The sequence below is a fragment of the Pandoraea terrae genome, assembly GCF_902459695.1.
Lineage (GTDB): Bacteria > Pseudomonadota > Gammaproteobacteria > Burkholderiales > Burkholderiaceae > Pandoraea > Pandoraea terrae.
The window spans coordinates 79753-91532 of the sequence record NZ_CABPRZ010000024.1; the positions used below are offsets into that span (position 1 = coordinate 79753).

At 64.5% G+C, this 11780-nt stretch carries 13 protein-coding genes; 10 read left to right on the forward strand and 3 right to left on the reverse strand.

The genetic code is table 11. The features are described from left to right. Positions 1–54: 54 nt before the first annotated feature. The 4 genes from PTE30175_RS22170 to PTE30175_RS22185 all read left to right on the forward strand — a co-directional run bounded on the left by PTE30175_RS22170 (position 55) and on the right by PTE30175_RS22185 (position 3764). Entirely contained in the window at positions 55–645 is a 591-nt protein-coding gene (locus tag PTE30175_RS22170) for a septal ring lytic transglycosylase RlpA family protein (protein ID WP_224788925.1), read from the forward strand. 224 nt (positions 646–869) lie between these two features. Then, entirely contained in the window at positions 870–1853 is a 984-nt protein-coding gene (locus PTE30175_RS22175) for an ABC transporter substrate-binding protein (protein ID WP_150699236.1), read from the forward strand. Positions 1854–2058: 205 nt separating this feature from the next. Continuing rightward, positions 2059–2967 (forward strand): ABC transporter permease, encoded by a 909-nt coding sequence (locus PTE30175_RS22180; RefSeq protein WP_150699237.1) that lies wholly within the window; start codon positions 2059–2061, stop codon positions 2965–2967. A 2-nt stretch (positions 2968–2969) separates the two neighbouring features. After that, positions 2970–3764, forward strand: a complete 795-nt coding sequence (locus PTE30175_RS22185) for an ABC transporter ATP-binding protein (protein WP_150699238.1) — start codon at positions 2970–2972, stop codon at positions 3762–3764. 53 nt (positions 3765–3817) lie between these two features. On the opposite strand, the gene rsmI is transcribed toward PTE30175_RS22185, so the two are convergent. Further along, complete coding sequence (gene rsmI, locus PTE30175_RS22190; protein WP_150699239.1) at positions 3818–4705, reverse strand: 16S rRNA (cytidine(1402)-2'-O)-methyltransferase; 888 nt, start codon at positions 4703–4705, stop codon at positions 3818–3820. A 72-nt stretch (positions 4706–4777) separates the two neighbouring features. Here rsmI and PTE30175_RS22195 point away from each other — a divergent pair, with 72 nt between their 5' ends. From PTE30175_RS22195 to PTE30175_RS22220, 6 genes are all read left to right on the forward strand, one after another. Then, the gene (locus PTE30175_RS22195) at positions 4778–5125 is read left to right on the forward strand and encodes a YraN family protein (protein ID WP_150699240.1); all 348 of its coding nucleotides are present in this window, start codon (positions 4778–4780) and stop codon (positions 5123–5125) included. Positions 5126–5241: 116 nt separating this feature from the next. Continuing rightward, positions 5242–5829 carry a phosphoheptose isomerase gene (locus PTE30175_RS22200; protein WP_150699241.1) on the forward strand — a complete coding sequence of 196 codons (588 nt, stop codon included), beginning with the start codon at positions 5242–5244 and terminating at the stop codon, positions 5827–5829. A 149-nt stretch (positions 5830–5978) separates the two neighbouring features. Continuing rightward, entirely contained in the window at positions 5979–6746 is a 768-nt protein-coding gene (locus PTE30175_RS22205) for a BON domain-containing protein (RefSeq protein ID WP_150699242.1), read from the forward strand. Positions 6747–6763: 17 nt separating this feature from the next. Further along, positions 6764–7132, forward strand: coding sequence for a c-type cytochrome (locus PTE30175_RS22210; RefSeq protein WP_191629174.1), 369 nt, complete (start codon positions 6764–6766; stop codon positions 7130–7132). A gap of 3 nt (positions 7133–7135) precedes the next feature. Further along, a complete protein-coding gene (locus PTE30175_RS22215; RefSeq protein WP_150699244.1) occupies positions 7136–8494 on the forward strand; it encodes an NAD(P)/FAD-dependent oxidoreductase in 1359 nt (452 codons plus the stop codon). A 172-nt stretch (positions 8495–8666) separates the two neighbouring features. Further along, a complete protein-coding gene (locus tag PTE30175_RS22220; protein ID WP_150699245.1) occupies positions 8667–10442 on the forward strand; it encodes a ShlB/FhaC/HecB family hemolysin secretion/activation protein in 1776 nt (591 codons plus the stop codon). Positions 10443–10695: 253 nt separating this feature from the next. On the opposite strand, the gene PTE30175_RS22225 is transcribed toward PTE30175_RS22220, so the two are convergent. Continuing rightward, positions 10696–11040 (reverse strand): DUF1484 family protein, encoded by a 345-nt coding sequence (locus PTE30175_RS22225; protein WP_191629175.1) that lies wholly within the window; start codon positions 11038–11040, stop codon positions 10696–10698. 448 nt (positions 11041–11488) lie between these two features. Continuing rightward, positions 11489–11716 carry a T6SS immunity protein Tli4 family protein gene (locus tag PTE30175_RS29280; RefSeq protein ID WP_191629179.1) on the reverse strand — a complete coding sequence of 76 codons (228 nt, stop codon included), beginning with the start codon at positions 11714–11716 and terminating at the stop codon, positions 11489–11491. Positions 11717–11780: the final 64 nt, after the last annotated feature.

Consider the following 11780-nt stretch of genomic DNA (forward strand, 5'->3'; position numbering starts at 1 on the left):
TAACATAAATGCGCGCGGACCGTGTTAGACTCGCGGCCTATGCGAACACGCGACATGCTCACACGGTTCGCGGTCGGCGGCGTCGTCGCAATGCTCATGACGGCCTGCGCAACGCCGCTGGAACCCAAATCCTCGACGCCGGGAAAGACGCCGGTGCACAAGCCATCACCGGCCGACGCCGCGCAGGTGGGGTCAAGTTTCGACCTCCAATGGCCGGGCCGCGCGCGCCGCGGCGCGGGGCTATCCCCGTCGGACGACGGCGCGCCGGAACAGGATGGCGTGGCGCGCTTGCGGGCCGACGCCGGCACGTTCTTCCAGACGGGCGTCGCCTCCTGGTACGGCAAGAAATTCCACGGACGGCGTACGGCCACCGGCGAGGCGTTCGACATGAACGAGCCGACCGCGGCGCACCCGACCCTGCCGCTGGGCAGTTTCGCGATCGTGCGCAACACGGCCAACGACAAGGTCGTCGTGGTCAAGATCAACGATCGCGGGCCGTACGCCAGGAACCGCATCATCGATCTTTCCTACGGTGCGGCCAGGGCGCTCGATTTCGTCAAGCAGGGCAAGGCACGCGTCGAGATTCGCCGCCTGTCGCGCAGCGAAGTCGCCGCACTCGGCCTGGATCAGGACAAGGCGCCCTGATTCCGCGCCCCGCGTCACCAACCCTCCATTCGCAACCCTCCATTCGGAACCTTCCGGAAATTTGCCCGAGGCGACGCTTGGGCGGCCGCAGGCATTGTTTGCGCCCGTGGTTTGCCGGTAGACTGTGCCCCACGCGCAGGCGCACCGGTTCGGTGCGTCCGATAGAGGCCCGCACAGACCTGGGCCCGGCGCACCTTTCATCATGCATTCCTGAAGGAGTTTTGATGTCGACGATCGGCAAACAAGCCTCGCGCACGCTGCTGTGCGCACTGGCCGCGACACTGTTGGGGACGACGGGCGCGGCTTTCGCACAGAGCAAGTCGGTATCGGTGCTGGCAATCGTGGAGCACCCGGCGCTCGACGCCATTCGTGACGGCGCGCGCGACGAGCTGAAGGCGGAAGGTTTTGAGGCAGGCAAGAACCTGAAGTGGGAATACCAGAGCGCGCAGGGCAACGTAGGAACAGCCGCCCAGATCGCCCGCAAGTTCGTGGGCGACAAGCCTGACGCGATCATCGGCATTGCCACGCCGACCGCGCAGGCCGTGGCTTCCGCCACGAAGAGCGTACCGCTCGTGTACTCGGGCGTGACCGACCCGGTCGCCGCACAGCTGGTGAAGGGCTGGGGCCCGTCGGGCACCAATGTCACCGGCGTGTCGGACAAGCTGCCGCTCGACAAGCAGGTGGCCCTGATCAAGCGCGTCGTGCCGAACGCGAAGCGCGTGGGCATGGTGTACAACCCGGGTGAAGCGAACTCGGTGGTGGTCGTCAATGAACTGAAGAAGCTGCTGCCGGGCGCCGGCATGACCCTGGTCGAAGCCGCCGCACCGCGTACGGTCGACATCAGTTCGGCTGCCGCGAGCCTGGTCGGCAAGGTCGACGTGATCTACACGAACACCGACAACAACGTGGTGTCGGCCTACGAGTCGCTGGTCAAGGTTGCGAACGACCGCAAGATCCCGCTGGTTGCGTCGGACACCGACAGCGTCAAGCGCGGCGCGATTGCGGCGCTTGGCATCAACTACTACGACTTGGGCCGTCAGACCGGCAAGGTGGTGGCACGCGTGCTCAAGGGCGAGAAGCCGGGCGCGATTGCCTCCGAAACCAGCTCGAACCTGGAGCTGTTCGTGAACACGGCGGCCGCCGAGAAACAGGGCGTGAAGCTGTCGGACGCGCTGATCAAGGAAGCCAAGACGGTCATCAAGCAATAAGATTGTCGGAACGGCGCCGGCCCCCGGCATTTGGCAAGGGGCCTGCGCCTGACGCGAAAGGGGCGGCGGCGGCCATCTTCGGATGACGCCGCCGCTCTTTGACCATTTGCCTCTCAATGGCCGGGACGCCGCTGCCCCCCAAGCGGTCCGCCGACCGTCGGCGCCGTACGCGGCGCGCGTCGTCTCGTGCCCAGGAATTACGAACATGTCCCTTTTCTCTTTGATGGGCGCGTTGGAGATCGGCCTGATCTTCAGTCTTGTCGCGCTCGGGGTGCTGATATCGTTTCGCATCCTCAATTTCCCCGACCTGACCGTTGACGGCAGCTTCGCGCTCGGCGGCGCGGTGGCGGCCACCTTGATCGCCGGCGGCACGAATCCGTTCAACGCCACGCTGGCCGCCGCTGCGGCGGGCGCCGTGGCCGGGTTCATCACCGGCTGGCTCAACGTGCGGCTCAAGATCATGGACCTGCTGGCCAGTATCCTGATGATGATCGCGCTGTACTCGATCAACCTGCGGGTGATGGGGGCGCCGAACGTGCCGCTGATCACGTCCCCGACCGTGTTCACACTGACCTTGCCCGAAACGCTGCCCGCGTGGCTGCCTGATTTCGTGGCGCGTCCGCTGTTGATGCTGGTCGTGGTGTTCGTCATCAAGTTCGCGCTCGACGCATTCTTCTCGTCGCAGCAAGGGCTGGCGATGCGCTCGACCGGCGCGAATCCGCGCATGGCGCGCGCGCAAGGCGTCAACACGGGCCGTGAAATTCTTGCCGGCATTGCGATGTCGAACGCGCTGGTGGCCTTGGCCGGCGCGCTGTTCGCACAGCTGCAGGGCGGTGCGGACATTTCGATGGGGATCGGCACGATCGTGATCGGGCTGGCGGCGGTGATCATCGGCGAGACGATCCTGCCGGCGCGCCGCATGTTGCTGACGACGCTCGCCGTCGTGCTGGGCGCCGTGCTGTACCGCTTCTTCATCGCACTGGCACTGAACAGCGACTTCATCGGCTTGAAAGCGCAGGATCTGAACCTCGTCACGGCGCTGCTCGTGGCGATCGCCCTCGTGTTGCCGGCCACGCGCCGCAAACTGTTTGCCCGCAAGAACGGAGGCGCCTGATCATGCTGAGCGCACAAGACCTCAAAATCACCTTCAATCCGGGCACGCCGATTGAAAACCGCGCATTGCGCGGCATGTCGCTCGACATCCCGACGGGCCAGTTCGTGACCGTGATTGGCTCGAACGGCGCCGGGAAGTCCACGTTTCTCAACGCCATCAGTGGCGACTTGATCGTCGATACCGGCAAGATTTCGATCGACGGCAACGAAGTCACGCGCAAGACGGCGTGGCAGCGCGCCAATCTGGTCGCCCGCGTGTTCCAGGATCCGATGGCCGGCACCTGCGAGGCTCTGACGATCGAGGAAAACATGGCGCTGGCGGTCAAGCGCGGTGAACGGCGCCGGCTGCGCTTTGCGCTGGACAAGCCGCTGCGCGAGCGGTTTCGCGACAAGCTGCGTCTGCTCAACCTCGGGCTGGAGAACCGCCTGTCGGACCGTATCGGCCTACTGTCGGGCGGCCAGCGCCAGGCGGTGAGCCTGCTGATGGCGTCGTTGCAACCGTCGCGCATTCTCCTGCTCGACGAACACACGGCGGCGCTCGATCCCAAGACGGCCGCGTTCGTGCTGGAGTTGACGGCGCGCATCGTCGAGGAAAGCAAGCTCACAGCCATGATGGTCACGCACAGCATGCGCCAGGCGCTCGACTACGGTCAGCGCACGGTCATGCTGCATCAGGGCAAGGTCGTTCTCGACGTCTCGGGCGAGGAGCGCCGTGGCCTGGACGTCCCCGACCTGCTCCACATGTTCGAGAAAACACGCGGCGAACAGCTCGACGACGACGCATTGTTGTTGGGATAAGTCGCGGGTTGACGGCGGATCGTCCGAATCGCAAGACTCGGATGATCCGCGCGTCAGGCCTCGTTCTTCAGTGCCAGCGCCCGTTCATACAGGGCATTGCGCGGCGCGCCGGTAATGGCGGCGGCGAGTTTGGCGGCGCTTCTGGTGGGCAATTCGGACACCAGCAACGCCAGCACCCGCTCCGCTTGCGCATCGAGCCCGTCGCTCGAGGCCGCCTTGGGCGCGCCCTCCACGGCCAACACAAATTCCCCGCGCTCGCGGTTCGCATCCTCGCCGAACCATGCCGCCGCCTCGCCGAGCGGGCATTCGTGAATCTGCTCGAAGCGTTTCGTCAGTTCCCGGCCGATCAGAAGCCGCCGCTCGCCGCCCAGGCCCTTGGCGAGCGCCGCAACCGTCTCCACGATCCGATGGGGGGCTTCGTAGAAGACGAGCGCTGCTGTCTCGCCAGCCAGTGCCTGCAACGCGGATTGGCGCTGCGCCGGCTTGCTCGGCAGGAAGCCCACAAACGTGAAGGTTTCGATCCACGATCCGGCGGCCGACAGCAGGGTGACGACCGCGCTCGGGCCGGGTATCGGCATGACGTTCAGGCCGGCCGCGCGCACCGCGTCGACCAGCCGCGCGCCCGGATCGGAGATCCCGGGGGTGCCCGCGTCCGAAATATAGGCGATGCGCTCGCCGGCGGCGAGACGGCCCACCAGCCGTTCGGCCACGGCCCTTTCGTTGTGTTCATGTGCCGCAATGAGCGGTTTGTCGAGCCCGTAGCGCGCCAGAAGCTGGGCGCTGTTGCGCGTATCCTCGGCAGCGATGGCATCGACCATCGACAGCACGTGCAGCGCGCGCACGGTGATGTCCGCGACGTTGCCGAGCGGCGTCGCCACGATATAGAGCGTGCCGGGCGGGTAATGCTGGTCGGCGGCCAGCGACAGCAGGCGGTCGTTCATCGTGCCCCCTTGCGATGCGGGGCGAAGGCAGCGGCGCGCGCCTGGGCGGAGAACAACTTTTTCGGGACAACCATGTCGAATTTACTCGGTGAAGCGTTTGAAACCCGCGCGCGGCAGTATCTGGAGCGGCGCGGATGGCGGCTGATTACGCGCAATTACCGCTGCCGGGGCGGGGAAATCGACCTCATTATGCGCGATCGCGGCGGCGTGCTGGTGTTCGTCGAGGTCCGGGCGCGCAGTCATCACCGGTTCGGCGGGGCTTGCGAGAGCATTACGGCCGCAAAGCGGCGGCGCATTGTGCTCGCTGCACGGCACTACCTGCTGCGCCGGCCAGCGGGCGCCTGCCGGTTCGACGTGGTGGCGTTCGACGGCCCGGACCACACGCTTTCGTGGGTCCGGAACGCCTTCGAGGCCGGCTGACGCACCTGATCGCGGAACACGCAGGCCCGCGCCGCCGTCCGCCCCTGTTAAACTTGCGCCAAGTGCAGTGCGCCGAGTGGCGCCCGCCATCCCTGCAATACTGCTGGCTAACGACCATGTTGATCGAACGCATTCAACAACATTTCAAGGATAGCGCCGAGCTCAAGCTCAAGGCGCTGGAATTCCTCGCCGACCCGATCGCCGCGGCGACCGACGTCATGTTCGGCGCGCTCGCCAATGGCAACAAGGTACTCGCATGCGGCAACGGCGGCTCGGCTGCCGACTGCCAGCACTTCGCCGCCGAGCTGATCGGCCGCTTCGAGCGTGAACGCATGGGCTTGCCCGCGATCGCGCTGACCACGGATTCATCGATCCTGACCGCGATCGGCAACGATTACGACTTCAACAGCATCTTCGCCAAACAGGTACGGGCGCTTGGCCAGCCGGGCGACGTCCTGCTCGCGATCTCGACCTCGGGCAACTCGGCCAACGTGCTGGCGGCCATCGAAGCGGCGCACGAGCGCGAGATGACCGTCATCGCCCTGACAGGCAAAAATGGCGGCAAGATGAATTCGGCACTGGCCGAACTCGATGTCCATATCTGCGTGCCGCACGACCGTACGGCGCGCATCCAGGAAGTCCATTTGCTCACCATTCACTGCCTGTGCGACGGCATCGACGCGATGTTGCTCGGCGACGCGTGAACCAATCGTCACATCCCGACGTCAAGATGCATACGGACGGCACGCCGCGGGGGCGGCGGCCTGTCTGAAAATTTTCATGATTCCGACGTGACGGGGACCGGCCGGATCTCATTCGAACGAGTTCGACAGAAATCCAAGGAGAATGCCTGATGAATTTGCAACGTTTGATCAAGCCCCTGTGTGCGGGCATCCTGGTTGCCTCAACGCTGGCTGGGTGCGCCCCGCTGATCCTCGGCGGTGTCGCCGGCGGCGCGCTGGTGGTGACAGATCGCCGCACCGTCGGCGCTCAGACGGATGACCGCGAGATCCAGATCAGGGCCGAAACGACCATCGGAAAGCAACTGCCCGATCAGGCGCACGTCAACGTCACTTCGTTCAACCGTCGTGTCCTGCTGACGGGCGAAGTGCCGAATCAGGCGTCGAAAGACCGCGCCGAGGAACTGGTCCGCCAGATCAACAATGTGCGTGGCATCGTCAACGAACTCGTCATCAGCGGCGCAAGCTCGTTCGGCTCGCGCTCGAACGATGCGTGGATCACGAGCAAGGTCAAGGCCAACCTGATCAACACCAAGGAACTCTCGGCCAACGTGTTCAAGGTCGTGACGGAGCGCGGTGAAGTCTATTTGATGGGCCTCGTGTCCGAGCCGGAAGGCAAGATGGCCGCGGATGTGACCAGCCGCGTCGACGGCGTACAGAAGGTCGTCAAGCTGTACGAATACGTGCGGCCGGACGAGGCGAAGCGCCTGTCGGATGAGGCGTCGAAAAATCCGCAGCCGGCGCCGCAGGAAGACGCCCCGGTCGCGACGACCTCGCCGATCTCGACCGATACGGTGACCTCGAAGCCGTTGAGCGGCCCTGCGCCGATCAGCGAAAGCCCGATCAAACCGGGCCCGGCTGCCGGCAAGGCCAGTAACTGATCCGGGGCGTCCGGCCCATGCCTGTCACGGCGCGCCGACGCCGCCTTTGCCAATGGGCGCGCCCGTGGTCTTCGTGGGTGACAGGCGTTGCGCTGGCGATGGCCGCCGGCAGCGCCGGCGCTGCCGATCTGCAAGCGCGCGATTGGGCGATGTCCTGCCTGAGTTGCCACAATATCGCGGCGCCTGCACATGCGCGCCGACCCGCATTGAAGGCGCTCGACGGCCGCTCGGCCGACGCGCTGCTCGCACAATTGCGGGATTTGCGTGATGGACGCCCGCCGTCGACGCTCATGCGGCAATTGCTCGCCGGGTATCAGGATGACGAATTGGCGCGCATCGCCGCGTACTTCGCATCGCGCGCCGCGGCGCCGCCCGCGGGCCGATAAGCCATGCACCGTCGCCACTTTCTCCACGGACTGGGTGCGTTGGGCGCACTGGCCTGGGCCGGCATCGGCGGGCTGCCTCGCGCCGCCGTTGCCGCGCAGACCGCTTCCGGCGCGCCTGCCGATCCCGTCGCGAATCCGTACGTGACGCCCGTGCGCGGTGGCGCGCGCGTCGTCGTCATCGGCGGCGGCTTTGGCGGCGCCACCGGCGCGAAATATCTCCGCATGCTCTCGGGCGGCACGCTCGACGTCACGCTCGTCGAGCCGAATGCCACGTTCATTTCGCCACCGTTGTCGAATCTCGTCCTTGGCGGCGGTTTGCGCGTGCCGGATCTAACCGTGCCTTACGACCGGCTCGTCAGCCGTCATGGCGTACATTGGCGGCGCACGCGTGCCGACGCCATCGATGCGGCCCGCCGGCAGGTGCGCCTGGCCGACGGCACGAAGCTGGCCTACGACCGGCTCATCGTCTCGCCCGGCGTGGCATTGCGGTGGGACGCCATCGCCGGCATGGCGGACACCGCGCTTCGCGACGCTTTGCCCGCCGCCTGGGCCGACGCTCGCGAGATCGCGTCGTTGCAACGCAAGCTTCACGCGATGCCCGACGGCGGCGTGTTCGCCATCACGATTCCCGAAGCCCCTTTCCGTTGCCCGCCGGCGCCATATGAACGCGCCTGCCAGGCCGCGGCCTACCTGCGCCATCACAAACCGCGCGCAAAAGTGCTGATTTTTGACGCAAACGAGGACATCCTCGCCGAAGCGACCCAGTTTCGCGACGCCTGGCAAACGCACTACCCCGGCATGGTCGAATACCACCCTCAGTTCAATTGCACGGAGGCGGCAGCGGCGCCCGGCGCTTCGGGTGCATACCTTGCCCGTTTCGAGTTAGGTGAAGAGGTGCGCGCGGACGTCCTCAACGTCATCCCCCCGATGCAGGCGGGCGCCATTGCCACCGCGAGCGGACTCGCCACGGCCAACGGCCGCTGGTGCGAAGTCGACTTCCTGACGTTCGAATCGCGGGCCATGCCCGGCGTGCATGTCCTCGGCGACGCGCTTCAGATTGCGCCGCAGATGCCCAAGTCGGGCCATATGGCAAACCAGCACGGCAAAGTGTGTGCGGCGGCGGTCGTCGCACAGTTGGCGGGGCGGGACATCAATGCCATGCCGCTGTACAGCAACACGTGCTACAGCTTTGTGACCGAGACGGACGCCATGCATGTGGCGAGTGTCCATCGCTACAATGCCGCGCTACGCACCATGCTGCCGGTACCGGGCACGGGGGGCGCGTCCGCGAAAGCCAATCCAGATGAGTGGCCTCTCGGTCTCGCCTGGGCGCAGGGCATCTGGGCCGACATGCTTGCGTGAGTGGCGCCGGGCCCCGCCCGGCAAGTTTGGAGGTAATCCTCTAGCCGCCAAACGCCCGTGGTTGTGGGCGCACGTCACTCCGCCGCAACGACGCGGCGCAGCATCGTTCCGGAAACCGAAGCATCTCAGTTACACTGGCCCCACAGAATAAGATGCCGCAAGGGGGGAAGGGATGGCGAATCGCCATGGAGGAACCCGCACCACGGGGAGCGGGGGGAAGCACGCAGCCGTCAACTTCGTTCGTACACAAAACCCGCTTCGCATTGCCATTGCCGCTGCCGCCGTCACGGCGCTCGGCGCGGTCGTCGCCGGGCCGGCCTGGGGTGAGTCCAGCCCGGTCAGAGGCAACCCGATGGACAGTCTGCCCAAGATCGAGGCGCCCAAGGTCGCCGCACCGGCATTCCGTCTCGAAGCCCCCAGTCAGGAGCAAGCCGTGCAGGCGTTGCTTGCCCGCAAGATCGTGCCGAAACGTTTTGGCATCGAGGGGGTGAAAAGCATCCCCTTCGCGCCGGTCGCCGCACTGTTCGCGCCGCTGGCGGGCAAGGAAGTGACGATTGGCGATCTCGTCGAAAAAGCCAATGAAGTCACGGCGATGTACCAGAAGGCAGGGTACCTGCTGTCATTCGGGTTCGTTCCTGCGCAGGATTTCAAGGACGGGTTCGTCCGCGTCACGGTCGTTGAGGGCTACGTCGCGAGCACCAAAATCACGGGCTCGCCGGGACCGTCGGAAGCACGCTTGCATGGCATCGCGCAACACATCGAAGCCGAGCGGCCGCTTACGCGCACGACCTTCGAGCGCTATCTGAACCTGCTCACGCTTGTGCCCGGCATGCAGGTCAAGGCCGATCTCAAGCCGCCCACGCAGACCGACGGCGCGACCGAGCTGTCGCTAGACGTGAGCCGTAAGCCGGTGACTGTCGGCACGTCGCTCAGCTACAACAATCCGGGCATCCGCGCCTTGGTCACGGTCACGAGCAACGCGCTCACGCCGCTCGGCGAGCAGATCCAGCTGACGGCGATTGCTCCGAAAGGGCACAACAACGAAGAGTTCTACGCCGCGGCGTACACGCAGCCGCTGGGCACCGACGGCCTGACGGCGAAGGTCGACGCTTCGCATTACCGGGGACAGCCGGACGATAAAACGCTGACCGCGCAAGGCCTTGAGCGGCACCTCGACAACAAGCGCATCGGGGTGAGCGTCAGCTATCCGATTCTGCTAAACAATCAACGCAGCCTGACGGCGAGCGGCGGCATGTACGGTGTGGATAACCGCGACCGCTACGAGGTGCCGAACTCACCGAACAACATCGACTCGCGCACGCATGTTCGCGCGGCGCAGGTGCAACTGGCCTACAACGAGGTGACGGAAACGCAGTCGCGCAGTGCGTCCGTCGCGATCTACAAGGGCTTCACCGGCTTCGGGGCGTCGCAATCCTTCACGACCGTGCCTGCGGGTGTTCCCCAAACGCTGGGGCCCTATGACCTGTCGTTCATCCGTTATACGGTCGACGCCCGCCAGGGGTGGGTGCTGCCGCATGACTTTGGCGTCGTGGTGGGGGTAGGCGGCCAATACAGCAACAACACCGTGCCCACGTCCGAACAGGCGACGTTCGGCGGCGTACGCTACGGCCTTGGCTACCCGGCAGGTGAAATCGCAGGCGATTCGGGGTGGGGCGCGTCGCTCGAGTTCAACCGGCTGTTTCGCACGGACTTCAAATACCTGAAGACCGTCCAGCCGTTTATCGTCTTCGATACGGCGCGCGTGTACGTCAACCGGGGTGTGTTGACGCATAACAAACTCGCGTCGTTCGGCATCGGCACGCGGATTTCTGACGCCAAGCACTACACCTTCGACCTCTCGTTCTCCAAGCCGGTGGCCGATGCGCCTTCCAACGCGAACAACCGGCCGGTGCGATTCAACGCGAATTACTCCTACCAATTCGATTGATGGCGCCGCCTTCGGGCGGCGTAGCTCGGTAATCTGCTCAGTATCTGCTCAAAACTTGATGAATCTGCTCATTTTGGACGGTATCTGCTCAATTATGAGCAGATACTGAGCAGATAAATAAGCAAATTGACCCTGCCGCACTGAGCGCAACTTGGGATTAAGTTTCCCCCCACGCAAGATTCGCCAAGTGCGCCGGTCACTGGGCGTGACCGGTTTTTCGTGCTCGGAATCTCAACGAAACACGCCAGCCGCTTCACACCAGCGCCGACATTTCCCGCGAGACGGCATCCAGGCGGCCTTTGAGCGGTGCGATCAGGCAATGTAGTTTTGCGCTGGATACCGGTACGCGCGCGCCGTTGTCCAACAGATCGAGCAATGCATCGATCGCATCGTTCAGTTGTAGAAGATCGTCGCTGGCATTCGAGACGGTTTCGCGAACAGTGCTGCTCACGGCGCACAGTCGGGCGTAGATGTCGCGGGTTTTGTCGTTCAGGGATGATTCGTCGTCCGGCAAATGCTGCCCCAGCGATGTGAGCAGTGAAGTCTGCTCGGCCAACGACAATTGCGAGGTGAATTCGGAATGTGAGTGATGCGGCATGCGGCCTCCAACGAGTGCGGTTGACAACCCGCACCTCATCGGGTGATGAGGTGGGCGGGCACAAAGCCGGAGTGGAAAACCGACTCAACAGTGCGGCACACGCAAGCGTGTTCCGGCCAAGGCCCGCCCGTTGAAGGCGCACATTGCGAACAGGCCGCCAAATGGCGGCGCGCCCGCTGTTGAGTTCGGGTTTCCACACCCGATCACCGATGAATTGGCGATGGAGTCATTCTCCGCAAACGCGACAAAGACCGCCATCAGACGAGTCCGAACTTTAGCAGCGAGTTTGCAAAAACGTTGCAACTCGCCGGTCAAACGGGGGAATTCCCGAGGCGGGGGGGCAAGCCTATGTTGAACTGCCGTTTCCGTCTGCCATGTCAGCCGTGTGCCCACGCTTTGGGGGAGCAGCAGCGAAAAATCAACAGCCACGTGTCGCGCGCTTCAACTATCAGAAGCCGTGCGGACGTGGGCGCAGCGTTCGCGATATCACATCCCACAATGCCACCGCCTCGCCTTCAGTCAACGACGCTTGTTTGATGGAATCACTCTCGGCAAGATAGTTTGGATATCCATTCCGAAAATCCAGCAGTAGATATGGTGACCCTACACCCGAATTAGTACCGGTCAGAAGTAGAGATTTCCGAATGCGACAAACCCCAACAACGTAAGCGCGAATTTATCAGCACGTATCCTCGGGCCTGAGGGCGGGGCAAGATGTGTCCACTGATTAACAGTGGACA

What these genes read in the sequence shown, in the direction of transcription:
- PTE30175_RS22225 (WP_191629175.1), bottom strand. Translation starts at nt 11,040, where the DNA reads ATGCCGCATCACTCACATTCCGAATTCACCTCGCAATTGTCGTTGGCC.
- PTE30175_RS22185 (WP_150699238.1), top strand. Translation starts at nt 2,970, where the DNA reads ATGCTGAGCGCACAAGACCTCAAAATCACCTTCAATCCGGGCACGCCG.
- PTE30175_RS22215 (WP_150699244.1), top strand. Translation starts at nt 7,136, where the DNA reads ATGCACCGTCGCCACTTTCTCCACGGACTGGGTGCGTTGGGCGCACTG.
- PTE30175_RS22180 (WP_150699237.1), top strand. Translation starts at nt 2,059, where the DNA reads ATGTCCCTTTTCTCTTTGATGGGCGCGTTGGAGATCGGCCTGATCTTC.
- PTE30175_RS22220 (WP_150699245.1), top strand. Translation starts at nt 8,667, where the DNA reads ATGGCGAATCGCCATGGAGGAACCCGCACCACGGGGAGCGGGGGGAAG.
- PTE30175_RS22170 (WP_224788925.1), top strand. Translation starts at nt 55, where the DNA reads ATGCTCACACGGTTCGCGGTCGGCGGCGTCGTCGCAATGCTCATGACG.
- PTE30175_RS22210 (WP_191629174.1), top strand. Translation starts at nt 6,764, where the DNA reads ATGCCTGTCACGGCGCGCCGACGCCGCCTTTGCCAATGGGCGCGCCCG.
- PTE30175_RS22175 (WP_150699236.1), top strand. Translation starts at nt 870, where the DNA reads ATGTCGACGATCGGCAAACAAGCCTCGCGCACGCTGCTGTGCGCACTG.
- PTE30175_RS22200 (WP_150699241.1), top strand. Translation starts at nt 5,242, where the DNA reads ATGTTGATCGAACGCATTCAACAACATTTCAAGGATAGCGCCGAGCTC.
- PTE30175_RS22205 (WP_150699242.1), top strand. Translation starts at nt 5,979, where the DNA reads ATGAATTTGCAACGTTTGATCAAGCCCCTGTGTGCGGGCATCCTGGTT.
- PTE30175_RS22195 (WP_150699240.1), top strand. Translation starts at nt 4,778, where the DNA reads ATGTCGAATTTACTCGGTGAAGCGTTTGAAACCCGCGCGCGGCAGTAT.
- rsmI (WP_150699239.1), bottom strand. Translation starts at nt 4,705, where the DNA reads ATGAACGACCGCCTGCTGTCGCTGGCCGCCGACCAGCATTACCCGCCC.